This window comes from Chitinophaga sp. Ak27 (genome assembly GCF_012726295.1).
Taxonomy (GTDB): domain Bacteria; phylum Bacteroidota; class Bacteroidia; order Chitinophagales; family Chitinophagaceae; genus Chitinophaga.
Map to the genome: position 1 here is coordinate 440,665 of NZ_JABAOB010000004.1, position 26,162 is coordinate 466,826.

21 protein-coding genes are annotated in these 26,162 nt (G+C 46.8%); 11 read left to right on the forward strand and 10 right to left on the reverse strand.

Translation table 11 applies throughout. From position 1 onward, the window contains the following. Positions 1–69 precede the first annotated feature (69 nt). From HGH90_RS16605 to HGH90_RS16615, 3 genes are all read right to left on the reverse strand, one after another. Positions 70–3,447, reverse strand: a complete 3,378-nt coding sequence (locus tag HGH90_RS16605) for a TonB-dependent receptor (RefSeq protein ID WP_169191578.1) — start codon at positions 3,445–3,447, stop codon at positions 70–72. Positions 3,448–3,469: 22 nt separating this feature from the next. Next, the gene (locus HGH90_RS16610) at positions 3,470–4,447 is read right to left on the reverse strand and encodes a FecR family protein (RefSeq protein ID WP_168763121.1); all 978 of its coding nucleotides are present in this window, start codon (positions 4,445–4,447) and stop codon (positions 3,470–3,472) included. 70 nt (positions 4,448–4,517) lie between these two features. Continuing rightward, entirely contained in the window at positions 4,518–5,060 is a 543-nt protein-coding gene (locus HGH90_RS16615) for an RNA polymerase sigma-70 factor (RefSeq protein WP_168763122.1), read from the reverse strand. Between the two features lie 254 nt (positions 5,061–5,314). On the opposite strand from HGH90_RS16615, the gene HGH90_RS16620 reads away from it, so the two are divergent. From HGH90_RS16620 to HGH90_RS16660, 9 genes are all read left to right on the forward strand, one after another. Continuing rightward, positions 5,315–6,037: a hypothetical protein gene (locus HGH90_RS16620; protein WP_169191579.1), complete on the forward strand. Its 723-nt coding sequence runs from the start codon at positions 5,315–5,317 to the stop codon at positions 6,035–6,037. A gap of 235 nt (positions 6,038–6,272) precedes the next feature. After that, on the forward strand, positions 6,273–6,602 hold the full coding sequence (locus HGH90_RS16625; RefSeq protein WP_145666563.1) for a DMT family protein: 330 nt from the start codon (positions 6,273–6,275) through the stop codon (positions 6,600–6,602). 124 nt (positions 6,603–6,726) lie between these two features. Then, entirely contained in the window at positions 6,727–7,293 is a 567-nt protein-coding gene (locus HGH90_RS16630; RefSeq protein ID WP_211172651.1) for an RNA polymerase sigma-70 factor, read from the forward strand. Positions 7,294–7,402: 109 nt separating this feature from the next. Continuing rightward, a complete protein-coding gene (locus HGH90_RS16635; RefSeq protein ID WP_168763124.1) occupies positions 7,403–8,437 on the forward strand; it encodes a FecR family protein in 1,035 nt (344 codons plus the stop codon). Positions 8,438–8,652: 215 nt separating this feature from the next. Continuing rightward, positions 8,653–11,895 carry a SusC/RagA family TonB-linked outer membrane protein gene (locus HGH90_RS16640; RefSeq protein ID WP_169191580.1) on the forward strand — a complete coding sequence of 1,081 codons (3,243 nt, stop codon included), beginning with the start codon at positions 8,653–8,655 and terminating at the stop codon, positions 11,893–11,895. Positions 11,896–11,902: 7 nt separating this feature from the next. After that, entirely contained in the window at positions 11,903–13,348 is a 1,446-nt protein-coding gene (locus HGH90_RS16645; protein WP_169191581.1) for a RagB/SusD family nutrient uptake outer membrane protein, read from the forward strand. A gap of 197 nt (positions 13,349–13,545) precedes the next feature. Next, a complete protein-coding gene (locus HGH90_RS16650; RefSeq protein ID WP_169191582.1) occupies positions 13,546–16,026 on the forward strand; it encodes a PIG-L family deacetylase in 2,481 nt (826 codons plus the stop codon). Positions 16,027–16,039: 13 nt separating this feature from the next. Beyond that, on the forward strand, positions 16,040–16,216 hold the full coding sequence (locus HGH90_RS16655) for a hypothetical protein (protein WP_168763128.1): 177 nt from the start codon (positions 16,040–16,042) through the stop codon (positions 16,214–16,216). 129 nt (positions 16,217–16,345) lie between these two features. Further along, positions 16,346–18,034 carry a sodium:solute symporter gene (locus tag HGH90_RS16660; RefSeq protein WP_169191583.1) on the forward strand — a complete coding sequence of 563 codons (1,689 nt, stop codon included), beginning with the start codon at positions 16,346–16,348 and terminating at the stop codon, positions 18,032–18,034. 118 nt (positions 18,035–18,152) lie between these two features. Here the strand turns inward: HGH90_RS16660 and HGH90_RS16665 are convergent, their stop codons facing one another. The 5 genes from HGH90_RS16665 to HGH90_RS16685 all read right to left on the reverse strand — a co-directional run bounded on the left by HGH90_RS16665 (position 18,153) and on the right by HGH90_RS16685 (position 21,704). Then, positions 18,153–19,001 (reverse strand): DUF2911 domain-containing protein, encoded by an 849-nt coding sequence (locus HGH90_RS16665; RefSeq protein WP_169191584.1) that lies wholly within the window; start codon positions 18,999–19,001, stop codon positions 18,153–18,155. A 21-nt stretch (positions 19,002–19,022) separates the two neighbouring features. Next, positions 19,023–19,679 (reverse strand): response regulator transcription factor, encoded by a 657-nt coding sequence (locus HGH90_RS16670; protein ID WP_168763131.1) that lies wholly within the window; start codon positions 19,677–19,679, stop codon positions 19,023–19,025. 116 nt (positions 19,680–19,795) lie between these two features. Then, positions 19,796–20,605, reverse strand: coding sequence for a sensor histidine kinase (locus HGH90_RS16675; protein ID WP_168763132.1), 810 nt, complete (start codon positions 20,603–20,605; stop codon positions 19,796–19,798). Next, complete coding sequence (locus HGH90_RS16680) at positions 20,592–21,278, reverse strand: hypothetical protein (RefSeq protein WP_168763133.1); 687 nt, start codon at positions 21,276–21,278, stop codon at positions 20,592–20,594. Before HGH90_RS16680 ends, HGH90_RS16675 begins: the two co-directional genes overlap by 14 nt. 15 nt (positions 21,279–21,293) lie before the next feature. Next, entirely contained in the window at positions 21,294–21,704 is a 411-nt protein-coding gene (locus HGH90_RS16685) for a hypothetical protein (protein ID WP_168737000.1), read from the reverse strand. Positions 21,705–22,259: 555 nt separating this feature from the next. Between HGH90_RS16685 and HGH90_RS16690 the strand changes: the two genes are divergently transcribed. Then, complete coding sequence (locus tag HGH90_RS16690; protein ID WP_169191585.1) at positions 22,260–23,156, forward strand: hypothetical protein; 897 nt, start codon at positions 22,260–22,262, stop codon at positions 23,154–23,156. Between the two features lie 107 nt (positions 23,157–23,263). Here HGH90_RS16690 and xerD read toward each other — a convergent pair whose 3' ends face one another. Together xerD and HGH90_RS16700 are read right to left on the reverse strand one after the other, a co-directional pair. Continuing rightward, positions 23,264–24,163, reverse strand: a complete 900-nt coding sequence (xerD, locus tag HGH90_RS16695; protein ID WP_169191586.1) for a site-specific tyrosine recombinase XerD — start codon at positions 24,161–24,163, stop codon at positions 23,264–23,266. 408 nt (positions 24,164–24,571) lie between these two features. Beyond that, positions 24,572–24,988: a nucleoside-diphosphate kinase gene (locus HGH90_RS16700; RefSeq protein WP_145666522.1), complete on the reverse strand. Its 417-nt coding sequence runs from the start codon at positions 24,986–24,988 to the stop codon at positions 24,572–24,574. Between the two features lie 165 nt (positions 24,989–25,153). On the opposite strand from HGH90_RS16700, the gene HGH90_RS16705 reads away from it, so the two are divergent. Then, positions 25,154–26,158: a DHH family phosphoesterase gene (locus tag HGH90_RS16705; RefSeq protein ID WP_169191587.1), complete on the forward strand. Its 1,005-nt coding sequence runs from the start codon at positions 25,154–25,156 to the stop codon at positions 26,156–26,158. Positions 26,159–26,162 lie beyond the last annotated feature (4 nt).

The window sequence follows — 26,162 nt, forward strand, 5'->3', positions numbered from 1 at the left end:
TCTTTTGCGGACATAAACCGCATTGGTCATTCGCTTCAATAGCTTTTTACTTTACGCTTTATGCTCTTTTTAAAACCCTACTGTAAGTCCCAGGGTATAAGATCTGAAAAACGGATAGGCGTATCCGTTATATCCACCAGCCTGTTCAGGATCGTAATATTTTATCTTCATTTTAGTCGTCTCCCACAGATCCTGCCCGGAGAAGTATATCCGCAGGTTACTCAACCATATCCGCTTCAACCAATCTTTCGGGAAGGTATAACCAAGTTGCAGGTTTTTAAGCCGGATGTAAGAACCATTCATTACCCAGTGGGAAGAAGGTACACTGTTTTGCTGATCATTGAGATAAAGCCTTGGGAACAATGCATGCTGGCGCTCCGGTGTCCAATAGTCCTGGTTAATATCCCAGGGTTGCTGCCAGGAATTGATAAAAGGCATACTATAGCGGGGATCAGGCATTACCTCACGCTGGGCCACCCCCTGGAAGAAGACTGAAAAATCGAAACCTTTCCAGGCAAAGCCGGCATCTATGCCATAGGACAACCGGGGATCGGGGCTGCCTAGGTAAACCAGGTCTGCCTCATCTATTTTTCCATCACCGTTGACGTCCCGGTAGCGGATATCGCCCGGGGCGGTGTGTGGTCCCTGGTAAGCATGCTGGTTCACTTCCGCGGCAGTTTGAAAGTACCCGTCTGCCTGGAAGCCAAACAGCGAAGAATACGGGTGGCCAGCTATGCCCTGGTTCCAGCCAGGTTTGGGCATAACATGATCATGTTGCAATACTTTATTCCGGCTGTTAAACAGGTTGGCATTGATGTACCAGGTAAACGGCCCGCGGTCATGCTTCCAGCTGGCATTGATTTCCCACCCCCAGGTTTTGAGCACGCCCCGTTGAAATGCAATGGGCCAGGCGCCTTGTGTAGACGCCATCAGCTCCGGCATCTGCATGTCTTTATTGCGGCGGGTAAAGTAATCGGCCGACAAGCTAAGCTGTCCCCGGAACAAGGTGGCATCCCAGCCATAATTATTGGTGGCAATATTTTCCCAGCCATTGGCCTGTAATATTGGGTTTTTATATACAAATGGCAACATGGAACGCCAGCCTGGGTTGAAGGTAAAGGTCTGCAGTTGCTCATCATTTGGAATGCTGTTCCAGCTGTTCACGTTACCCAGGCGTCCCCACGACCAGCGTAGTTTAAACTCGTTAAAGAACGGGAGCGCGTTGCTAAACCAGGTTTCGTTGTTCAGTCGCCATCCCGCGGAGAAAGAAGGGAAGGCCTGCCATTGCGATCCGCCATTAAAGAGGGTGCTGTGTTGCATCAGGTGGGCCGCAATGAGATTGGCTTCTATAAGGTAACGATTATCGTAGTTATAATTTACTTTCCCGAAGAGCGACTGCAAGGAACCAGAAGCCGCCAGCAGCTGCGTATAGTCGCGTGCGTTATCAAAGCGGTCGGTGTTGCCGGTGTCGTATGCTGCCATCGTATTTTGGGTGGTATTATAGGTTTCCTGTGTAAAGCCTCCCAGCAGATGGATGGTATGTTTGGCAGTTTTCAGATCGTAATCTGCCAATGCTTGCAGGTTGCCGCCTTTGGATTCCAGCCGGCTTTGCTGTGCCAGGTTACCAGGTTGTAACAGTGCAGCGGTATCTGTCCGGTTCCAGAGGGCAATAGCATTTCTGCCCAGGTTGTCTTGCAGTACGTGTCGCTGAGGACTGTAAATCAATCGTAAGGTGAGTCCTTTTGCAAGGCTGTCGGCCCGCAGGGTAAATACCCCATCGATATAATTGTTTTTTTCATCCCGCCTGCCACCGTTCTGTAGGATGGCATATACAGGTGCGCCGCCATAGGCAAAATGCTGGGTGCCTGGTACATAAACGGGTACATTGCTGGGCCCGCGATAAAGTCCGGCCAGCAAGCCATTCGGCCCTTCCACTGGTTGCGCAGGAGAAAAGGTATTGGTTTGTGCGTACGACAATCGTGTTTCCAGGCTGAAATGTTTATTGAGCCGGTTGTTTACGTTCACCCTGGCGTTCATCCGGCGTGTTCTGTCAGGGCCTGCTGCAAAAAGTCCTTGTCGCCCAAAGTACCCGATCGAAGCGGAAAACTGGTTGGCGCTGTCACCACCTTTTACAGATACGTTATAGTTTTCTACGCCTGTTTTGCTTTTGGTGAGCAGGTGCAGCTGATCCAGGTTATAGTAATATGTATAGTAATCCGGGCGCAGGTAATCAATGGCATAATGATTACCGGATTGCATCAGGGAAATTTCTGTGGGTTGCCAGGGGATTGGCTGACCGGCATTTTGGGCCGCTTCATTCTGCATGGTGGCGGCTATCCAGGAAGGTACGCGATTGGGCAGCCGTATGGGCGTTTCAAATCCGCCGAGGGTACTAAAGTCTACTTTTAATTTGCCGGGTTTGCCGGTACGGGTGGTTACCAGTACCACACCGCCCGCTCCCCGGGCGCCGTAGATAGCCGCAGCGGAAGCATCTTTCAGGATAGATACAGATTCAATATCGTCGGGGTTGAGCACTGCCAGGGAGCCGGGAACACCGTCTACAATGATAGGCGTGTTGCTGCCGGAGGCAGAGCTTACGCCCCGTACCTGTATGTTGAAGCCTTCGCGTCCCGGCTGGCCATTACTACGGGTTACTACCAGGCCGGTAGCGGTCCCCTGCAGGGCCGCCATGGCATTGGCCACGGGTCTGCTGCGGAGCCGTACGCCGTCTACCTGCGAGATGGCGCCGGTTATATTAGCACGTTTTTGCAAGCCATAGCCCAGTACCACCAGCTCATTCAGCTTACGGAGATCGGGTTGCAATAGTACGCTGATATTTCTTCGTTCCCGGATGGCCACTTCTTTGGTCTCATAGCCGATCAGGGATATTTGCAAAATGGCCTGTCCATTGGCGGCATTGAGTTTAAAGCTGCCATTCTCCGTAGTGGCGGTACCGTTAGTCGTGCCTTTTTCACGGATAGATACGCCGCTGAGCGGTTGTTCTCCATCCGATACATTACCGTTCACCTGCCATTTGGTGGAGTCGGCCGGAAGAGGGACGGGCGGCGCCGTGTCGGTCGCCGTGGCATTGACCGGGATCACGATGATCTGTCCATCTCTGATTTCTACCTTATAACGGGAAGGAGGAAAGATACTGGGAAGTACTTCCTGTAAAGTGGCGTTGTGTACATGTAAGCTAACACCGTGACGGGTTTCCAGCTCCTGGGAAGAAATCGCAAAAGTATATTTGGTCTGCCGTTCTATCTCCCGGATAACGGTTTTCAGTCGCGCATTGGTAAATTGCAGTGAAATACGTTTGGGTGGGGCAATAGGGTTTTGGGCCACTGCCAGGGCAGTCGCCAATACCAGGATAACAACGAAAATAAAGACAGGCACGCTTCCAAACCTGGTATTGGAGCTTCGCGCCTGTAGCAAAAATTGCTGCATAAGCAAGTGGTCAGGGCGCGAATCAGTAGATGTCTACCAGGTCGTTTTTATGCGTGATATTGATGCGGAGGGTCTTTCTCATGATGTCCAGTACCTCGTCCAATGCCATATTGGGGAAGGTGGCCAGCAGCTTTTGGTCAGCCAGCTGAGGATTGCTGATATGCACCTGTACATGATAAAAATCTTCCAGCGCTTCCGCTACTTCGTTCAGCGGAGCTTCATCAAATGTGAGGGTTCTGGTTTTCCAGGCCAGTATATTATTATTCTTTTTATGTACGTGTGTGTCTATGGTGCTGCCATGCAATTTCAGCGAGGCTTCCATATCGGGGGTCAGGATCACTTTCTTTTCAGTGCCCTTATAGGCGGCGCTTACCTTTCCGGACTGCACAAACACTTTTACGCCGGTATTGGCAGCTTTTACATTGAAGGCGGTACCTAATACCTGTACTTCTACTTCTGGTGCATTTACGATGAAGGGAAGGGTTTCGTTTGGCTTCACGTCAAAGAAGGCTTCACCCTGATCTATTTTTACGATCCTGTTATCTTTTCCGAAACTTCGGGCATAGCGTACGCGGGTATTGGCGTTCAGGTAAAGCATGGAGCCATCCGGTAAACGCAGGCTATCCTGTGTTTGAGCCGTAGCAAAGGTTTTATAACCGCCAGGCCCCATCAGGGTCCAGGTGCCGGCAATAACCAGCACAGCGGCAGCAGCCCACCAATACCGCCGGTTCATTTTAATGACGCGGGTATTGACCGGTGCCGCAACAGCAGGCACAGCAGCCTGATCCAGCCTGGCGTCCAGCTCTTCCCATTTCCCGGCAGTGTCGAAAGCAGAAGGGGCGGGGAGCGGATCGCCCTGCCACATCGCCTTCATATCCAGGAATATGTCGAGATGGCCAGGATCCTGTTGAATCCATTCATTAAGCTGTTGTTTCAACAGCTCATTTTCCGGATCCTCCAGGTAACGGACTACTATATCTATGTCGGTTTGATTATTCATGGCTACTTATTAGTAATACAACCGGGTAACGTTATACCATTAAGCGATGTTAAAAAAAATTTTGGTCAGGCTAAGATTTGTTGATCAGGTCTACCCGCAATCGTTTCAATGCCGTGGTAAGATGTGCATATACTGTATTAATGGAGATATTTAACTGATCAGCGATTTCGGCTGGTGACAAACCTTTCAGGCGGCTCATTTCAAATACGCGACGGCATTGATCCGGTAATTTTTCCAGGGCATGACGGTATTGGGCTTCCAGTTCCTTATGTTCCAATTGTGAATGGCTGTTGGCGGTAGGTATAGGTTGCAGCATTTGCTCCCGGGTATATACTTCCTGCCGTTGTTCTTTTTTTATACGGTTTAAACAGGTGTTAACAGTCGCCCTGGCCAGGTAATGATTAATAGGGGCTCTTTCATCCAGGTTTTCCGCACCTTTCCACAAGTTGAGGAATACGTCCTGCACCATATCATTCGCATCATCCTCATTCTTTACATAGCGTACAGCGATATTATACATAGAAGGGGCGAACTGTTTAAAAACAGCCTCAAAGACATTTTTATTCCTGCTCCGGATACCTTTTACTATTTCGTCATTACTCAATTGCAACATGCGTTTCGTCTTTTGTATTTCTTTCCGTACGGCAAAGATAATTTTTAAAAGTACTAATTAAGAATGCTTGCCTGTTAATGCTACAATGATTCTTTTTTTCACTTTAACATTTCTTTGACTAATGGTATCGCCATTGTCGAATGTATTGTTGTTATACGGCAGCCAACGATGAGGGCATATAACAAAAATCATGCACTTTCATCATAGCACGGATAAAAGTCTTATTAAATATTAACCATGTAAATATTGAAGCCATGAAAAAATCAATTGTAGGAATGCTCGCTTTAGCAACAATGGTCGTAGGAATGTCCGCATTTAAAAATGCCGGCGCCACCGCAGTGAAGTCTGCAGACAGCACCGCCACAATGGTGGATTCAATTGCTGGGGTAGATTCTCTGCGTAGTGTAGACTCCCTTGTTCGCTTAGATTCGATGAAAGTGTATGGAGTGGACTCATTACAAAGTCTGCGTCTGGATTCACTCACCGGGATAGACTCGTTACAACGTCTGGACTCACTCACCGGGATAGACTCTTTACAGCGCCTGGATTCGCTGACCGGTGTAGATTCTTTACAGCGCCTGGATTCACTGACCGGTGTGGACTCTTTACAGCGTCTGGATTCACTGACTGGTGTAGACTCTTTACAGCGCCTGGATTCACTGACCGGCAGGGATTCTTTACAACGTATGGACTCGCTGCAAACTACTGATTCCCTGAAAAGCGTAGCTGTAGAAGGCGGTTCTATCACCGGTAAAATCAGCCCCGCAGATGGTGCTGCTGAAGTAGAAGCCGTAAATGGTGCAGATAAACTGAAAGGCGCCGTTTCCCAGGGTGCATTCACCATCCCTGCTGCTAAAGCCGGTACATATACCATTACCATTTTCGGTAAAAGCCCTTACAAAAATGCCGTATTAAAAGATGTGAAGGTAGAAGAAGGTAAAGCTACCGACCTGGGCGAGATTAAGCTGGAACAATAGTAGTTTTCTTATAATGAAATAGCAACCAACAACACAAGATCATCCACAATGGAAGCCCCATTTTGGCTTGATGCAGGGGGACCTTAACCGGTCCCTCTTTTTTGTTTCTCAGCAGAAGAACCATAAAAGATGCTGCCTGTTTTTTTTATGACGAGCCGACCGGGTCTATCGCCCGTCGGCTTTTTCATGAATAGATCGTAACTTGCGTCCAGTTTTAAAAATCTAATTACAGCGCATGCGCACCATCCTTCTACTCACCGTTTCTAATACCTTTATGACTTTTGCCTGGTACGGGCATCTTAAACACCAGGATGTAGCCCTCTGGAAAGTAATCCTTATCAGTTGGGGCATCGCCTTCTTTGAGTACTGCTTTATGGTGCCGGCCAACCGCTATGGCGCTCAGGAAGGATTCAGCGGGTTTCAGCTCAAAACCATCCAGGAAGTCATTACGCTCACTGTGTTCAGCATCTTCGCCGTCACTTTCCTGAAAGAGCCGCTTCGCTGGAATTACCTGGTGTCGTTCGTTTTCCTTATTGGCGCCGTATATTTCATGTTTAAGAAATAGCGGAAAAGAAAGAGATATATTAGTAATATAATGTATTATATAAAAAAAGATATAATCCAATGTTAAATTAAAAATTAATCTGTATTATCTTTAGGGATTCACTTTTCAACCAAAAAACATTGCATTGAGGGAAGACGCTAATATACAGTTACTGGCGGAACGGGTGGCATCACTGGGAGATGAGCAGGCATACAAGGCATTATTCAGGTTGTTTTATAAACCATTGAGCCAGTTTGCCTATTCTATCGTCAAATCCTGGGAATCCGCCGAGGAAATAGCGTCTGATGTTTTTGTGAATGTATGGAAACACCGGGAACGGTTGCTACAGGTCCATAATCTCAGAGTATATCTTTATGTATCCGCCAAAAATATAGCCCTGAATTACCTCAATAAGGCGGCGCGCACCCAGCACTTCAGCCTGGATGAACTGGCGGTCGATTTTACGGTAAGTTATGCTACCCCGGAACAGATCTTCATCTCCGGAGAAATGGTGAAAAGGATCGAGGCGGCCGTTAATGCCCTGCCCCCAAAACGGAAAATGATCTTTAAGCTCATTCGGGAAGATGGCCTGAAATATAAAGAGGTAGCCCAAATCCTCGATATTTCTGTCAATACCATTGACGTTCATATGGCCCAGGCCCTCAAAAAAATCAGCGAGGTAATCAACCTCTCTTTTACCAGGACAAAATAATTTTAAATTTTTTTTTAGTCGGAGTAGTAGATTGGGAATATTTACTTGTCCTTCTATATAATCATGCTTTTGTATCATACACATGGAACAGGAAAGAATATGGCTTTTGATGGGAAGGAAGGTATCGGGCGAAGCCACGATGGGGGAGCTGCGTGAGCTGGAAGAGCTGCTGCAGAAAGACCCCGATATGAGATACAAGCTGTCGGTATTAAGTAACTGGCCTCCGGCAGGGAACGACAATGCCTGGGAACAGAAAACAGAAAGTGCCCTGGAAAAGCACCTGTTGAGAATGGAGGCGGAATTCCCTGTGGAAGAACTACCTGTGAAAAGAACAGGCCGGAACATCCGTAAGCTCATCGCGGTACTATCGGTACTGGTATTGATGCTGGGATCTTATTGCGTATATCTGCTTATGAGAAATACCCCTTTAAAGGGGAACAAAGCCAGTGTCGCAGCCATCTTCACAAGAGATGGCTCGCGCTCTCGGGCACAATTGCCCGACGGGACAGAAGTTTGGCTCAATGGCGGCAGCCGTTTAACCTATCATCCTGACATGAACAACCTGGATAGCCGGGAGGTAACACTGGAAGGAGAAGCCTTTTTTGATGTAGCAAAAAATGCAGCGAAACCCTTCTCCATTCATACCGCCAAAATGAACATCCAGGTATTGGGAACATCCTTTAACGTGAAAGCCTATACGCAGGATGAAACCACCGAAGCTACGCTGATTACGGGGGCCGTGGAAGTGACACTCAATGACGGAGTAGAACGCACCATCAGGTTGTTGCCCAATCAGAAAATCGTTTTACAACACAACAACGAATTCGCGTCATCCAAACCTGCAGGACAGGTAGATGGCTACCGGGTAGAAAATATCCACTATAACCAGCAGGATAGCCTCGTAGCAGAAACCGCCTGGTATAATAATTACCTGGTATTTGACAATGACAGCTTTGAAGATATTGCGCGTAAAATGGAACGTTGGTATGGTATTAAAATACACCTCAACGGAGAAAAACTCAAACAATACCGTTTTACAGCCACATTTAAAAATGAATCGTTTCCGGAAGTACTGGAAGCGCTGAAGGTTACAACATCATTCCGTTTCCGGATCACCGGCAACGAGATATTTATTACCCAATAGGGGTTGGAAGAAAACAGAAATCGATACCGCTCATATAAAAAGGGTAAATGCTGCTAACATTTACCCCCTTGTTGAGATCAAACGGCAGTTAGCTTCACTTGGCAATGTAGTGCTGTCGTAGTTTTATGACCTTTTACAACCTAAATGTATGGAAAAAATTCATACATTATGCAATCCTTTTGCGTATAAAAACATTGGGAAAAGTTGTATTGATAATGAAACTGGTGTCCTTTATTATTCTTATTACCTGTTTGCAAATAGCAGGAAATGCTTACGGTCAGCAAGACCGGCGTATTTCCATAAAAGCAGATTCATTGCCATTGACCCGGTTGCTGAAGCTGATTGAAAAGAAAAGCGGATACCGCTTTGTATATCGCAACGATCAGCTTCCAGCCAACAGCAAGGTATCAGTGGACATGGAGAATGCTTCAACAGAAGATGTGCTGCGGAAGATACTGAAGAACACTGGCCTGACTTTTAAGCAACTTTCTGCTAACCTGGTTGCTATTGCGCCGGAAGAGAAAGCCAGTACCGGACTTAGTATCAGTGGAGTAGTCACAGATGTTTACGGACATCCATTGCCCGGTGTGAGTATTCGGATTGCAGGCGCCAATAAAGGAACAACCTCCGGTGAAAAAGGACAGTTCCAGATGGAAGCGCCACCCACATCAGTATTAATCTGCTCTTTCATCGGTTATGAAGAGCAGAAAGTGCCGGTCAATAATACCGCCCACTTTAACATTACACTGAAAGACGATGCCAGGGGATTGAATGAAGTGGTGGTGGTTGCCTATGGCGTGCAAACAAGAAGTTCTTTGACAGGATCAGCTACTATGGTCAACGCCGCTTTGTATGATAAGGCGCCCCGTAGCAGCTTCCAGGAAAGCTTACAAGGCAATGTACCCGGTTTACAATCTACCAACGGCTCGGGTCAACCCGGCTCAGTACCCAGCGTTTATATCCGTGGCATCGGTTCAATCACCGCCGGTAGCTCCCCGCTATATGTGGTGGACGGCGTACCCGTGGTGACCGACAATCTCACAGATTATAACGTAAACACCCTCGCGGGCATCAACAGCGCTGATATCGCCTCGATTTCCGTTTTAAAGGACGCCGCCGCTGCCTCGATCTATGGCTCCAGGGCCGCCAATGGCGTAATCCTTATTACGACCAAAACCGGCACTCAGGGCCGTACCCGGCTGAATGCGTCGGTACAAACCGGAAGCAACCAGCTCACCATCCCCCGCGCTAACTACCCGCTCAGCACTAAAGAAATGATGGAGCTGCTACGCGAAGGATGGGCCAACAAGGCAGACGGTACCGGCGAAACCGGATTTCAACAGGAACTCCGCGCCAGGGGAGTCGATACCACAGTAAATACCAACTGGATCGATGTCCTCACCCGCCATGGTAACTATACACAGGCTAATTTATCTGCCGCCGGCGGAAGTAATAAAACTAAGTTTTATGTGTCCGGCGGCTTGTACGACTCTAAATCCGCCCTCAAAGGAGTAGATTATAAACGCATGACCGGCAGGATCAACTTGAGCAATCAGGCCACCAATCGCCTATCATTCGACGTAAATCTCTCCCTGGCCTACCAGCGCGCCAACGCAGTAGGAGATGTGGGGCTCATGGCCAACCCGGTGCGCGCACTCGTGCGCCTACAGCCCTGGCTGAAGGTTTACAACAACGACGGTAGCTATGACTTCAGCTATAACAATACCTTTAATCCGGTAGCAATACTCAACGGCAACAGCCGCACCGGTACTACCTACGGCCTCCTCGGAGGAGCTGCCGCTAAATATGCTTTTACCAACTACCTTTCCTTCGAAACCAAAATCAGCCTCGATCTGAACTATGCCCGCAGCAACCTGTTCTTATCACCCGGCTTTGGCGACGGAAGAAATACGAATGGTTGGATATCGGTCAACAACAATCTCTGGAACAACTGGGTATCTACAAATATCCTGCGTTTTAATCAGCGCTGGGGATATCATGGTATCAACACTTTTATAGGATACGAAGCGCAAAAAACAACCAACAGCGGCAATACTACACAGGCATCTAACCTGCTGCCCAACCTGCAACTGTTGGCAGATGCTTCCAAGCCCGAATCAGTAACCTCGGTATCCAGCGCCAACTCATTAACCGGACTGTTTTTGAATAACAGTTATGACTACAAACAAAAATATTATCTCACGGCTTCCATCAGGAGAGACGCCTCTTCCCGATTTGGCAGCCGGAAAAGAAGTGCCGCCTTCTGGTCGGTAGGAACCGCCTGGAATATCTACCGCGAACCATTCCTCCAGCAGGTAACCGGCATCAATGAATTGAAATTAAGAGCTAGCTACGGCAGCAACGGAAACCAGGCTATTGATAATTATGCCTCATTGTCGCTATACAGTCCGGGAAATGATTATGATGGAAAGCCGGGGTATGTGCTGACACAATACCCCAATCCTTTCCTCACTTGGGAACAGAACAAGCCGTTTAACGTGGGACTCGATTTTGCGGTATTGAACAACAGGCTGTCAGGTACAGTGGAATACTATAATAGAACCACCTCCCGGTTACTGCTGAATGTCCCGGTATCATCGGCAAATGGTATTACCACCATTTTCAGAAATAACGGAGAGATGAAAAATAAGGGCATAGAAATATCCCTTTCCTCCCGCAATATCATTGCCGCCAATGAAAATGATTTCTCATGGCGTACAGATGCTAATTTCTCTACGCTGACAAATACGATTACCAAACTGGACAATCCTATCACCAGCCTGATCTACAGGCGAGAGCTGGGCACCGATTTTTACCAGTTCTACCTCGCCGGATTTGCCGGCGCTGACCCGCAAACAGGAGAAGCCCTTTGGTATAAAGATGCCACGAAAACTACTACCACTAAAGTTTACGGCGAAGCGCAACGTTTTAACCAGGGCAGTGCGCTCCCTAAGTTTTATGGCGGTATTACCAACTATTTCAGGTATAAAGGATTTGAACTGAACTTTCAGTTCTTCTTTAACTGGGGCAACAAGGTATACGACAACTGGGGCGCCTTCACAGAATCGGATGGCAGCGGCGGATTTGGCAGCAGCGCAAAAATGTCGCGACTCACTTACGAAAACCGCTGGCAACGTCCCGGTGATATCACCAGCGTGCCGAAAGTGGTATTCGGTAATACCCAGTCAGGCCTGAGCAATCAACTCTCTTCCAGGTTCCTGTACGATGGCAGCTTTATCCGCCTGAGAGATATAATGCTGGCCTATGCACTCCCCGCTACCTGGCTGAAAAAAGCCAATATCGGGGAAGTAAAAATATATGTGCGCGGCAACAACTTATGGACATACGTAAAAGATAAACGGCTGACGATGGACCCGGAAGTACCAGTAACAGGGGACTATGATCAACGACCGCCTGTATTTAAAACATTTTTGGTAGGTATGGATGTAAATTTTTAAGGAAGCCATGCAAAAGAGATACGTATTCAGCATCATCATCACAATGGCAGGCCTGCTGGGAGCCTGCAGCAGGGACTTCCTTGAGTTGAAGCCAGACCAGTCTGCCGAAACCGGCAAAACTATCAGAGACCTGCCTGGATTACAAGCCGCCGTCAGCGGTATGTACTCCCTCCTGCAGGATGCTAACTACTACGGCCGTACAATGCCATTGCTGCCCGATTTGAGGGCCGACAATGCATTTATCAGCGTGATCAACTCTAACCGCTATCGTAACCACGACCAGTATATTGTTACTGCCAACGACGTATCGATTACCGATACCTGGAATAAGTTATACAGCGTGGTAGCCAATGCCAATATGGTGATCATGAAAGGCCCGTCAATAACCCTGTTGCCCTCCGCAACAGACACGGTTTCCGCCAGAACAATGGTGGCAGAGGCTTACGGCGTAAGAGGCCTGGTGTTTTTTGATATCGCGCGCCTATACGCACAGCCTTATAATTACACACCCACCGGTACAAATATGGGAATACCCATTGTAACGGTTACGAATATAGATTCGGTACAGTCGCCTTCCCGCAGCAATATCAGGGATACCTATACACAGGTAATCAGCGACTTCAACACCGCCATCCGCCGATTCGAAGAAAGCGGGAGCACGGCCTTTTCATCCGGACACCTGAATGTGTATGCCGCCAAGGCATTACTGTCAAGGGTATTATTGTATAAAGAAGATTGGGCAGGAGCGGTGGCTTATGCCAGCGATGTCATCAACGCCCATAAATACCAGCTGTTGGCCACCGATAAACTGGTGAGTGATTTTAAGAATACCGGCAACGGTGAAACGATCTTTGAAGTCATCAATACCCCGGTGGATAACCAGGGAACTGATGGATTGGCTTACATCTTCAGCCAGGAAGGTTATGGAGATGTGCTGGCAACAAATGACATATATAACATCTATACCAGCACCGATGTACGACGCAATTTTCTAAGGAAAGGTAAACGCGCGGGTAATGGAGGAGAGAACCCTGCCAACATCATTACGAAATACAGTGATGTAACGACTTTCTCCGAAAGTATGAAGGTAATGCGGCTGGCGGAATTATACCTGATTCGCGCGGAAGCATTAGCCCACCTTGGAAGAACAATGGAAGCACTGGCTGATCTGAACATCGTGGTGCGGCGCGCAGATCCTGCCGCCCCGCCCGTAACTGCCACCGGCCCGGCATTGCTGGAAGCAATCCTGCTGGAAAGACGAAAAGAACTGGCGTTTGAAGGACACCGCCTCTTCGACTTAAATAGAACAAAACATTCATTCACCAAATACCTGGCGGGTGATAAAACGATACCAGTGGCCTGGCCCAGTACCAAAGTGATACTGCCCATCCCACAAAGAGAACTGGATGCTAACCCCAACATACGCAACCAGCAGAACGAAGGATACAATTAAATCTAAACCGCCTTTGTTAATAATTGGTTTTTGCTTACAAGCTGGTTGGTTATTTGCTTATGAAGAAAAGAAGTCCCCTCGCCGAAAGCGGGGGGATTTTTGTTTTTATAGCCCTATTCCGCCATTCAACCAATTTCTCTTCAACTCCCACTAATTAATTATTACTTTTGACAATCTGTAAATTCACGTATCGCCAAATGTTTATAAGACGTTATACCGCTTTGGTTATCATTTTATTAGCAGCTATCGGTTTACCCGCTATGGCACAACCATCTCCCGCATGGAATGCTGCTGATATCAGACTGCAATTGAAAAAACTCGATACGCTGGGAAGCGTATTGTATGTTGCCGCCCATCCGGACGACGAAAACACCCGCCTGTTGGGCTACCTGGCCAAGGAAAAGCTATACAGAACCGGGTACCTGTCGCTCACCCGTGGTGACGGCGGACAAAACCTCGTAGGCAATGAACAATCCGAATTGCTTGGATTAATTCGTACGCAGGAACTACTGGCCGCCCGCCGCATAGATGGGGCAGAACAGTTCTTCACCCGCGCCCAGGACTTCGGATTCTCTAAAAATCCACAGGAAACATTTACCATCTGGGATCGTGAAAAGATTTTAGGAGATGTGGTATACATGATCCGCAAATTTCAACCAGACGTGATCATCTGTCGTTTTCCAGCGGATAGTCGCGCCGGGCATGGGCACCATACCGCCTCCGCCATGCTGGCAGCAGAAGCGTTTACCGCCGCTGCTGATCCCAAACGATACCCTGAACAGCTGAAGCTCGTAAAGCCCTGGCAGGCGAAACGCATCCTGTGGAATACCTTTAGCTTTGGCAGCATCAATACGACCGCCGATGATCAGTTTAAAATAGATGTAGGCGCGTTTAATCCTTTACTGGGTAAAGGATTTGGAGAGATAGCCGCAGAAAGTCGCTCCCAGCACAAAAGTCAGGGCTTCGGGGTACCAGCTTCCAGGGGTAGCTCACTGGAATATTTCCTGACCATCAAAGGCGGTACACCCAAAAAAGATTTACTCGACGACGTAAACACCAGCTGGTCAAGGGTGGCAGGTGGCGACAAAGTAGGACACCTGGTAGATGCCGCACTCGCCGCGTATAATATGGATGACCCGTCTGCTTCTGTGCCGGCTTTGCTGGAAATACGCAGCGCCATTCAGGCTTTACCCGACGGCTACTGGCGTAACCTGAAACTCGCGGAAACAGAGCAGCTCATCTATGCTTGCGCCGGTCTCTGGGCAGAAGCTTATAGTACTGCTCCTACAGTAGTGCCCGGAACGAATATGGAAGCCACTGTTCAGTTGATCAATCGTGGAAACATTAAGGTAACCCTGGAGCAGATCGACCTCCCGGGAAAGCCCAACGCCGCAGGTCAACAGGAACTGGGCTATAATAAGTTTACCAGCATTTCACAAACCCTGGCAGTACCCGCCAACACCCCTGAGTCACAACCCTATTGGCTGGCAGCAGCACATCGGGTAGGCATGTACGTTATAAATGATCCTTTACTGGTGGGTAACCCGGAAAATATTCCACCCCTGCAAGCCAAGATCCGGTTCCGCATTGGTGGTCAGGAATTCAACATTACCCGCCCCTTGCAATATAAATATACGGACCCGGTAAAAGGGGAAATATATCAGCCGCTGGTAATTGCCCCACCAGTAGTCGCAGACCTGAACAGCCAGGTATATATTTTTACAGATACCAAACCGCAACCCGTACCGGTAAAAATTAAAGCCATGGCCGACCAGGTACAGGGAACCGTGAAATTGCAGTTGCCTGCCGGCTTTGTTGCCACCGAAAGCAGTCTGCCTTTTAACCTGGCCCAGAAAGGGGACGAGGTAGAAGTACGTTTTAATATCCACCCGGAAAAAAATATTACCGACAACCATGCGGATACTTTTACAGTAGTGATGCAAACTAACGGGAAAGAATATACGCAGAGCCTGCAGCAGATCCGCTACGATCATATTCCACTCATTACCTTATTTCCGCCGGCTGCAGCCAGGCTGGTATCTGTAAACCTGAAACACAATGGCAACCGCCTGGGATATATTCCGGGAGCCGGAGATATGGTGGCAGCTTCACTGCGCCAGGTAGGCTATGATGTGACGGAGCTGACCGAAAAGGACATTATGAGCGGTAACCTGCAACAATACGATGCCATCATCGCCGGGGTACGTGCCTATAACGTAAACGCACGTATGAAGTATTGGCAGCCAAGGCTGATGGAATATGTGAACAACGGTGGTAAACTGATTGTACAGTATAATGTAAACAGCCCGCTGGTGACTAATAACCTCGGGCCTTATCCGTTCAACCTTTCCCGCGACCGGGTAACCGATGAAAACGCAGCGGTGCATTTCATCAATCCAAAAGATCCGGTATTCCATTATCCTAATGAGATTACAGCGGCTGATTTTAACGGCTGGGTGCAGGAGCGGGGATTATACTATACTACCAATGCAGACAAAGCCTATGATAAACTCTTTACGATGCATGACCAGGGAGAATCACCACTGGATGGTTCTACGCTGGTAGCGCATTATGGTAAAGGAGCTTATGTTTATACAGGGTTGTCATTTTTCCGGCAGCTGCCGGCAGGCGTGCCTGGCGCGTATCGCCTGTTTGTAAACCTGATTTCTGTTAAATAGGGATTGAACGAAAATGAGTAAGAAACACGAACAGAACCGCCCCCGGCTAAGAATAGCCGCCGGCTTTTGTATTATACTGGGGTTGCTGATAGGATTCAGTATCAAGCGCGTGCAGGTAGGATTGCTTATAGGAATTGCGCTGGGCCTCTTATCAGGAAGTATGTGGAGTAAAAGTAATTCAAACGATTAATATGGCGTTGGATCAACAGCCCGAAGAGAAACCACCTTTATTCCCAACATGGGGGTATTGGTACGCATTGGTGATAGCTTGGTTGCTGTTGCTGATCGTACTCTTCTACTTATTCACCAAAACATTTTCATGAGCCCTTTAGATTGGATTGTACTTGTTGGTACGCTTACCACCATTATTCTGTACGGTGTCTGGAAAAGCCGCGGCCAGCGAAACCTGGAAAGCTATTTTCTGGACAACAAATCTATGCCCTGGTATATTATCCTGTTATCTATTATCGGCACTCAGGCCAGCGCCATCACCTTTATTTCAGCACCAGGACAGGCTTATACAGACGGAATGCGTTTCGTTCAGTATTACTTCGGCCTGCCATTGGCCATGGTAGTACTTTGTATCACTTTTGTCCCCATTTTTCATAAACTTAAAGTATATACGGCCTACGAATACCTGGAGCAGCGATTTGATCTTAAAACGCGTACATTGGCTTCGATGTTGTTTCTGATCCAACGAGGACTCTCTACCGGTATCAGTATCTGCGCACCGTCTATTATATTGTCGTCCCTGCTGGGATGGAATCTTTACTGGACCAATATGATCATGGGGGGACTACTCATTATCTACACGGTAGTAGGCGGTACCCGGGCAGTAGCCTACACACAAACGTTTCAGCTCATCATCATTTTCGGAGGTATGTTTCTCGCCGGCTGGATGGTAGTGCATTTATTGCCTCCGGATATAGGATTTAAACAGGCTTTACAGGTATCTGGTAAAATGGATAAGCTGAATGTGATTGTAACGAAGTTCGACTGGAAAGACAAATACAACATCTGGAGTGGTGTCATCGGTGGCTTTTTCCTGGCGCTATCTTATTTTGGAACAGACCAGTCGCAGGTAGGCCGTTACCTGACGGCCAAATCGGAGAAGGAAAGCCGCATGGGCCTGCTGATGAACGGCCTGGTGAAAGTACCCATGCAATTCCTGATCTTATTGATCGGAGCCATGGTATTTGTATTTTACCTGTATTTCAGGGCGCCTATTTTCTTCAATGAAGCCCAGCTGGCAAGGGCGCATAAAACAGAACAGGGCCCTGCGTTACTGAAATTAGAAGATCAATATACGGAGTTAGGTAAGATAAAACAGCAGCAGGTAAAGCAGCTCGCCGCCGCCCTGGAAGCGGGCAATAATGCGCAAGCTGATATCGCTAAAAAAGAATTGCAGCAAACGGATGTCAGGTCGGCAGCCATCAGAACGGAGGCCCTGTCGCTGATTAAAGCATCAGATCCTACTGCCGACACCAGTGATACCAATTATATTTTCCTGCATTTCGTGGTAAATAGTTTGCCCAAAGGCTTGGTCGGCTTATTGATTGCCATTATTTTCCTGGCAGCCTGGGGGAGTATTGCAGCCGCATTGAATTCGCTTGCCTCCACTACGGTGGTGGATGTATATCAACGCCTGTACAATGCCAATGCTTCTCCTGTTCATTATCTCCTGGTTTCCCGGCTCTGGACATTGATCTGGGGCGTATTTTGTATTGTGGTGGCGCAGTTTGCCGGTAGCCTGGGTAGTCTCATTGAGGTAGTAAACGTACTGGGATCGTGGTTTTACGGGGTTATCCTGGGTATTTTCCTGGTAGCCTTTTACCTGAAGAAGGTAGGAGGGACAGCCACCTTCTGGGCGGCCATCATTTCTGAAATTGCGGTACTGGTAGTGTATTGGACCGGCGCAGTATCCTTCCTGTGGCTCAATGCTATTGGCTGTTTGCTGGTGTTGTTATTGGCCTGGGTATTTCACCGGTTTTTTGAGCAGAAAGAATAAAGTAGAAAGCATTAAGCAAAAAGCTATTGTGAAGGACGATGAAAGCGAATGTCAATATTCGCTAAAGTCTTCTCCACAATAGCTTTTTGCTTTAAGCTTGCTGCTTTCCGCTTTCCGCTTATTTCAGCGTGGCCAGTAACTTCTTATTCAGCGTTACATAGTCATCGTTTTTAGCGGTGGTCGCCAGTTCGATAGACTTCTGTGCAGCTTCTTTCGCTACTGCTATATTTTTAGCTTTGGCGTTGATGCGTGCTTTTTGGTACCACACCCAGAATGCTTCAGGGCTCTGAGCAGCGGCTGCATCAATCCATTCTACCGCCTTGTTAAGGTCTTTACCGGTTTCGAAGTAGTACACTGCTGCCTGGAAATAAGGCTTCTTGTCACCCTTCATGGCTTCTTCGATCTGCCCCGTTATTTTACCATCAATGTCAGCTTTAATGACTACCGGTACTTTGGTTTTATCCCAGCTAAGCGCGAGGATAACACTATTGGAACGTACGTTTTCAAACTCGATGGTAAAGTTTTCCTGTGAAAAAGGCATGGAAACGGGTGATACTTTCACGCGGGCGATATCATTTTCAGGCTTGTAAGCCGCAGGGCTGGTAACGTCCAGGCTGCTGGTCAGGATTACTGTCCAGGATTTGGCGCCCGGGATAGATAGTAAACCATATTTGCCAGCTTTAACCGGCACACCGCCGAAAGTTACATCTTCTCCAAAAGTAATGGTGGTAGCGCTATTGGCGCCGGTTCTCCATACTTTGTCGTAAGGTACCAGGTCGCCCATGATTACGCGGCCATTCTTCTGCGGGCGGGAGTAGCTCAGCTCTATATTAGATAAGGCAAAGTCCTGTTTGATGGTCTGAGTAGGACTTGGCGCAGGCATCTTAATGCCTTGGGCGAGGGTAGTGCCCGCATACAGCAAAAGCATAGCACCGGCTGTAGCGGCGAAGGTTCTGATAGTTCTCATATTTAGGTGGGTATTTAAATACTATTCGATGATGCCGTTACGGAATGCGTACAGTACCAGTCCTACGCTATTTTTAACGTTGATCTTTTCCAGTAACTTCTGGCGGATACCTTCAACGGTGCGGGGGCTCAGGAAAATCTGTTCAGAAATTTCCTGGGTAGTTAATTCATTGCAAATCAGCTTCAGTACTTCCTGTTCCCGGTCGTTGAGTTGTATTTCGTTTTTAAGTGTCGGTTTAAATTGCTGTTTATTTTTATGTAATACCTTTTTCAGCAGGGCCAGGTTCACATTTTCATTGAAGTAAAATCCTTTTTCGAAAGTAGTACAGATGGCTTCGTAGATCTCTTCAGGTTCGGCATTTTTCAATAAGTAGGCATTGGCGCCGTTTTCTACCAGATGGACAATAAAGTTGTCATCTTCATACATAGTGAGTATGATGATCTTTACATCGGGGTATTTTTCCTTTACCTTAATGGTGGCTTCAATGCCATCCATATTGGGCATTTTCAGGTCCATCAGTATAACGTCCGGCTGTTGTGTTTCCATGGTCTGCAACAGATGCAGTCCATCATCCGCCTCGAAAATAAAGCGGATATTTTCGTAAGGAATCAGTGTGTTGATGACTCCACTGCGGAAGATTTTGTGATCATCCGCAATGGCCACTTTTATGTGTGCCATAGGTGGACAGTTAGAAGATTTGCTATTATTTTATTGTGAATAAATTACTATTAGTCATGCTATTATGCGGGTTTAACACAACCGGATGGCAATTTAGTAATAAAACAAGATAAGTATCAACTATTCTGTGAGGATGACTGGTAATTCTCTACACTAATCGACGCAATTGTACCTTGTGGTGTTCCGGCTGTGAAGGTAATATTTCCGCCGATAATATTGAGGCGGCTCTCAATATTTTTAAGGCCCAGGCTACCTGTTTTCTTACGGGCATCCCCCAACGTAGTGAGGAGCGCGCCATTACCATTGTCTGCCACATCTATCGTAAGCAGGGACGGGGTGGTTTGGTAACTGATTTTTATTTCAGTGGCGGCGGCGTGTTTCAGAATGTTGTTAATCAGTTCCTGTATTACGCGGTATACGTTCAGTGCTTTTTCCCTGTCTACCGTTTGTCCGCTGCCGGCGGCAGTAAAACTGATCTTTACCTGTTTATTTTTATTCATCAGGTTGCAGAAAGAATCTAGTGCATGGGCTAAACCAAGGTTTTCCAGTGCCTGGGGGTGGAGGCTTTGAGATATGAATCGCAGTTGCTGTATAATAGTATCTGTAAAGTCTTTGGTTTCTTTGAGCCGGTCAGTTTCGCCGTTACCTGTCTTTAGCAGGGCCTGCAGGCCACCAATATTTAATTTTAACACCGACAGTTGTGCGCCTACTTCGTCATGCAGATCTTCTGCAATGCGCTTCCTTTCCTGTTCCTGGCCCTGTAAAACAGCTACAAGACGTTCCCGCTGGAGTTGCAGGTCTTTGTCACGGATCAACAGCTTGTGCTGTATCACCTGCTTCTGCTGTAACATCACTAAAATGATCACAATAACACCCAGCATTAACATTACTGTAGTTCCAATTACAATAATATCAACTGTCTGCATATCTCAATTTTTTAAGTTTTGAGAGCCCAATATACAGCAGAATCATAGAAACTATGCCAACGAAATTATTGATGGTCAGAATCCCAGAAATCACTTTTCCCCTGGGATCGGGCCTGAACACCTGTTGCAGTACATTATAACTGATGTTAAACAGGAATACTGTACAATAAAAGAGAAAAATGCCTGAATTGTACCAGAAGGAAGGCAGCGCATCAATGTAGATCGATTTTTCTATCAGTTCTTTGTCGTTTAACATCTGCCAGAAAAATATAACCCCGTATATGAGAATGACAATCGATTTGATGCCGGCAGAGATAGAGTTGTAATGATAGAATCCTTCAATAACAAAGATGTCGAGGCCAAAAACAAGGGCAACAACGATGGGCATAAACAGGATCACCCGTTTAATCACCCTGCTTTTAATGCAACTAAGGTAAACCAGGGAAATAATAACAAACTGAACAAGGTTCATGAAATTGAAGAACCACATATTATTATGGAACAAATATCCAATGACATCTGAACCTACAGCGAAAACAATACTACTAACGATATAATAAAATATCCAGAGGGAAGGGCGGTCAAACAGTTTATAGTTTAGGATGAAGGGGATCAAAATTAGTAATTCGATCCCCGTCATGGCGTAATAACTGTACCAGAATAATTTATCCACGAGATTCCTTTATAGTTAAGGTTTTGTACCGGAACAATATTGTGGGCATGGTACACCCTGATCCAGGATGACAGGAGGCGTATCCTTGGCAACAATGCCGGATGCCTGGGCAGCCGCCATTTCTGCAGCAGATTTAGGGAGAATATCGTTACCATTTTCGTCAACGGCTACCAGGATCATTTTCCTTTCCCGTTGACTATCGCCATTTAACTTGATACCGTAATAAATTCTCAGCGCAACAGCACCTGGCTGATCCAGCAATTCCAGCACCTTGTCTTTACCAAAGCACATTGCCTTTACATGACTGTCGAAAGATTTCTGATTCGCGTGATCGTCATCATGATTTTTTGTTAACTCCAACATTTCTTCTAAAGAAATGAACCCGCCCGCGTCTGACGGAATGGGTCTGTTAGGTAGGTTGCTCATATAGGGGAAGTTTTAGTTTGCGGTAAAAATATCATAATTTCTTACATAATCAACGGGGGAATTACACAGCTACGTGAACCATTTTATCTTGCGTATTGTTCTCAAATGCTTTGTGGGTAGGTGTTTTGGTATGTTTAAGGAGATGGAAAAATCAGTAGCCATCTCCATAGATTGCGTACTTATACGTATGCCTTCCGGAGGCTTGAAGGAGTATTCCAATGGCAAATACCTGATTCCGTTCACCTGCCTCGGGGAGGGGAATACCCGGCACGTTTTATCAAGATCAGTGACTGCATACCCGCAGCAGGCTGTTGCAGGGTTTTTATCAGGAGCTGCGTACTTATACGTAATCCTTTTTTTCAGTTGTTCAACGCTTGACTGCTCTGATAAACTTCACAATCTTTGCAACATCAACCGCTTAAGTATCAGTTGTATTTAGAAAAATACCTTCGTGTATTTGGGCCTTTCTACCTTGTTTGTTTGATTAGTATATGCAGAAACAGTTCATCAGGTCATGCTCGTTAACCCCTTTTGTTTTCTTAAAAAAATAAAATTATGAGTTACCTATTAATCGGAAACATCTCTGCACTTATTTGTAATGATTGTATTGAGCCATTGGCTAATGCACGCATCCGGGTTTATTTGCCGGCGGCACACGCCCCGGTAACCCCGCAGCCAAATGGCATCTTTAATGATATGCAGCCTTTGTCGGCACGGGAAGTGCTGATGAAAGCCGACAGGCTCCTGGCCGAAACCACCCTTGACGAAAAAGGTGGCTTTAGCCTGTCCTGGAACGAAGTACACCTGTTTACGGAAGCATTGGAACTGGACCTCTGCCTGGATCAGTTGCCAGGAAAAAATGGTAACCGTCATCCCCGCAACTACCACCTCAGCCGGCTGGTGCTGCCCTGGAAAAGAAACAGTACCGGTTATGTAGGCGCCTATGCCTATGTAATACCAGCGACGCTCTGGCAGAACATTTATTCCAGCGCCGGCGCCTGGCTTATTACCGGGGTGGTAAAGCCCTACTTCAGTGCACCGGGACAACCCCACCTGAAAGTGGAAGCCTACAACGCGCTCTCCGGACGCTTACTGGGAATTGCCCATACCGACGATTCAGGCCGGTACTTTTTGCACTTCTCCAGGGACCAGGTAGGTACCGGACGTCCGCAAGCCATTATTCCCGGTCGTAAAAACCTGGGACCGGATGTATATTTCAAAGTATATCGCAATAACCACTTGCTATGGGCAGAAGATGAGCGGATGGGACTAAGCCGGGAACGAAGAGATATCGCCCCTTGCAGTAACATCAATCTTATTTATAAATCTTCAAAAGTAAAACGAGCTTCCGACCAGATAGGTAACTGGTTCTCAGATATAATTACCCTTAAGGGTACACGAAAAAGCAAGAGTGATAAATTCCGTTTGATAACCCAATATAGCTTACTGTAAAAGTTGTCTGGATGTTTGAACATCTGGTGTTTGTAAATTCCCCCTTATTGCAAATGGCAAAATAGAACAGCTACCTTTCGCAGGTAGCTGTTACTTTTTATAATAGGTTAAAACCTGGGATGGAAACGCAGCAAGGTATCCCGGAGGTATTCCCGGTCGAGGTGAGTATAGATTTCAGTGGTGGTAATACTTTCATGTCCCAGCATTTCCTGCACGGCCCGGAGGTCTGCCCCGCCTTCTACCAGGTGGGTAGCAAAGGAATGCCGGAAGGTATGAGGAGATACATTCTTCTGGATACCTGCCTTTTGTGCCAGCTCCTTGATCACCAGGAAAATCATTACCCGGCTCAGGGCGCCGCCCCGGCGGTTAAGAAACAACGTATCTTCTTCTCCATATTTAACCGGGAGCATCACGCGTACATTTCTCCGGTAAATATCTATTTGCTGCACGGCATCTTTCCCGATAGGCACCATACGTTCCTTATTGCCTTTCCCGATCACCCTGATAAACCCCACATCGAAGTGCAGTTGGGTAATCTGCAAATTAATCACTTCACTCACCCGGAGTCCACAGCTGTACATGGTTTCCAGGATGGCTTTATTACGATGGCCTTCAGCGGTATCCAGCGATATCTGGGAAATGATCTTTTCAATTTCCTCGAAGGTAAGCACATCGGGCAGCTTACGCAATACCTTGGGCGCTTCCAGTAGCTGGGTAGGATCTTCCTGGGCCATGTCTTCCAGCAGCAGGAATTTGTAAAAAGCCTTCAGGCCGGAAATGGTCCTGGCCTGGGAGGTGGCGGTCATACCCAGTTGGGCAATCCATTGAATACAGCCTTGCAAATCTTCGAGTGTAACATCCTGGGGCCGGAACTTTTCTTTAGCGTTGACCATCAGGTATTGCTCCAGTTTTTCTACATCACGGAGGTAGGCTTCTACTGAATGATCCGACATCGATCGCTCCAAGCGCAGGTAGCCTTTAAATAATTTTCGGAACGATTCCCACATGAAAGCAAGTTAAATGCTTTTTATAAAACAACGGTGATGACTATCCGAAAAAGCGCTAAAAAAGGAGGAAAATGGTGTGAAAAGTAGGAGAGAAGGATTTTATTTAAAGTATCACCTGATGAAAGCGTTGTTATATTATTGAAAATCATCTATTTGAAAAGATATAATTTTGCCTCTTTTTATAGACAAAACAGGAGTTTTAAGCACCTTTTTTGCTATCATATTTCTATTAAAAACCATGCGATTGCGACGTTTTGTCAGTTTGGGTCTAGTGTTTAAAGTGACAGTTTATATATTTAGTGTAAATATTTAAAAATCAATTTATTGAATTAAATAAAGTCGGCTGATAGTGGCAATAAAAAAGCCGGTTATCAAAACCGGCTTTTTGCACTGAAGTAAGTGACAGTATTAGAATTTTTCGAGCCCGCTGAAGAAGAAGTTGCCTTCGATCACAGCGTTTTCGTCAGAGTCAGAACCGTGAACGGCGTTACGGCCAATAGACTCAGCATATTTTTTACGGATGGTACCTTCCTCAGCATTAGCTGGGTTGGTGGCACCGATCAGTTTACGAAAATCTTCTACGGCGTTGTCTTTTTCCAGGATAGCTGCTACGATATGGCCGCTGCTCATGAATTCTACCAGTTCACCGTAAAAAGGTCTTTCTTTATGTACTGCATAAAACTCACCTGCTTTTGCAGTAGATAACTGCGTCATTTTCATGGCTACGATGCGGAAACCTGCAGCGTTAATCATGTTTAAAATGCCGCCAATGTGCCCGTTTGCTACTGCATCAGGCTTGATCATAGTAAATGTTCTGTTGCTCATATAATGTTTAATTCCGAATTACAGATTAGGCCGCAAAAGTAATTACATTTTCTTTAGTGGTAAAAAATTTTGAAATTCTGGCTCAAATAAAGAACTTCGCACTTCGTTTTCTGTTTCAACCACTTGTTGTGATTGGAAATCAACTCTTAACATTACAGTTTTTTAATGAAGCCGATCGAGGAAATTAAGCCTTTGCTGGAGAGCCCTAAGAAAGTGGTCGTAACAATGCATCAGAAACCAGATGCCGATGCCATGGGATCTTCATTGGCGATGTACCACTACCTGTTACAGAAAGGACACCAGGTAACTGTAATCTCACCCACTAACTTTCCGGATTTCCTGAAATGGATGCCAGGTGCAGATACCGTTATTGATTTTGAATCCTCCACAGACAGGGCTATACAGGCACTGGAAGGGATTGATCTGCTGTTTTGCCTGGATTTTAATGCGTTGTACCGCACCAAAAACCTGGCGCCTCATCTCGAAAAATTAGATTGTATCAAGATCCTCATTGACCATCACCTGGAGCCTCAACCCAGTTTTGACTATGGTGTAAGCGATACAAAAGCCAGCTCCACCGCCCAGTTAGTTTATGAAACTATATATAAATTGGGAGATGAGCAGTATATTAACCTCGAAATTGCGCAATGCATTTATGCGGGTACCGTTACGGATACCGGCTCCTTTCGTTTTGCGTCTACCACAGCGGCCGTTCACCGCATGGTAGCCGACCTCATGGAAAGAGGCCTGCGCCACGAAGTCATTCACCAGGCGATCTATGATAACTTCCTGGAAAACCGCCTCCGGTTCCTCGGGCATAGCCTCTTGAACCGTATGGAGGTATTTTATGAGTATAATACCGCCATGCTGGCCATTCCTTATACAGACTTGAAAAGGTTTGACCTGCAAACCGGAGATACGGAAGGCCTGGTTAACTTCCTGTTGTCGATACAGGGAATCAAAATGGCGGCATTAATCATCGATCGCCACTCAGAAGTGAAGTTGTCTTTCCGGTCTAAAGGTGATTTCGATGTAAATACCTTCGCCCGGAAATATTTTGACGGGGGAGGGCATTTTAACGCATCCGGCGGCCGTAGCACGGATTCACTCGAGAAAACAGTAGACCGCTTTATAAGAGCCATAGAACAAAACGAAGCGCTGTTACAATAAATGA

Coding starts and splice junctions, on each gene's coding strand:
- HGH90_RS16705 (WP_169191587.1), top strand. CDS start 25,154: ATGAAGCCGATCGAGGAAATTAAGCCTTTGCTGGAGAGCCCTAAGAAA.
- HGH90_RS16610 (WP_168763121.1), bottom strand. CDS start 4,447: ATGAATAATCAAACCGACATAGATATAGTAGTCCGTTACCTGGAGGAT.
- HGH90_RS16635 (WP_168763124.1), top strand. CDS start 7,403: ATGGGAAGGAAGGTATCGGGCGAAGCCACGATGGGGGAGCTGCGTGAG.
- HGH90_RS16685 (WP_168737000.1), bottom strand. CDS start 21,704: ATGAGCAACCTACCTAACAGACCCATTCCGTCAGACGCGGGCGGGTTC.
- HGH90_RS16690 (WP_169191585.1), top strand. CDS start 22,260: ATGAGTTACCTATTAATCGGAAACATCTCTGCACTTATTTGTAATGAT.
- HGH90_RS16645 (WP_169191581.1), top strand. CDS start 11,903: ATGCAAAAGAGATACGTATTCAGCATCATCATCACAATGGCAGGCCTG.
- xerD (WP_169191586.1), bottom strand. CDS start 24,163: ATGTGGGAATCGTTCCGAAAATTATTTAAAGGCTACCTGCGCTTGGAG.
- HGH90_RS16655 (WP_168763128.1), top strand. CDS start 16,040: ATGAGTAAGAAACACGAACAGAACCGCCCCCGGCTAAGAATAGCCGCC.
- HGH90_RS16675 (WP_168763132.1), bottom strand. CDS start 20,605: ATGCAGACAGTTGATATTATTGTAATTGGAACTACAGTAATGTTAATG.
- HGH90_RS16625 (WP_145666563.1), top strand. CDS start 6,273: ATGCGCACCATCCTTCTACTCACCGTTTCTAATACCTTTATGACTTTT.
- HGH90_RS16615 (WP_168763122.1), bottom strand. CDS start 5,060: ATGTTGCAATTGAGTAATGACGAAATAGTAAAAGGTATCCGGAGCAGG.
- HGH90_RS16640 (WP_169191580.1), top strand. CDS start 8,653: ATGAAACTGGTGTCCTTTATTATTCTTATTACCTGTTTGCAAATAGCA.
- HGH90_RS16620 (WP_169191579.1), top strand. CDS start 5,315: ATGAAAAAATCAATTGTAGGAATGCTCGCTTTAGCAACAATGGTCGTA.
- HGH90_RS16665 (WP_169191584.1), bottom strand. CDS start 19,001: ATGAGAACTATCAGAACCTTCGCCGCTACAGCCGGTGCTATGCTTTTG.
- HGH90_RS16700 (WP_145666522.1), bottom strand. CDS start 24,988: ATGAGCAACAGAACATTTACTATGATCAAGCCTGATGCAGTAGCAAAC.
- HGH90_RS16670 (WP_168763131.1), bottom strand. CDS start 19,679: ATGGCACACATAAAAGTGGCCATTGCGGATGATCACAAAATCTTCCGC.
- HGH90_RS16650 (WP_169191582.1), top strand. CDS start 13,546: ATGTTTATAAGACGTTATACCGCTTTGGTTATCATTTTATTAGCAGCT.
- HGH90_RS16660 (WP_169191583.1), top strand. CDS start 16,346: ATGAGCCCTTTAGATTGGATTGTACTTGTTGGTACGCTTACCACCATT.
- HGH90_RS16605 (WP_169191578.1), bottom strand. CDS start 3,447: ATGCAGCAATTTTTGCTACAGGCGCGAAGCTCCAATACCAGGTTTGGA.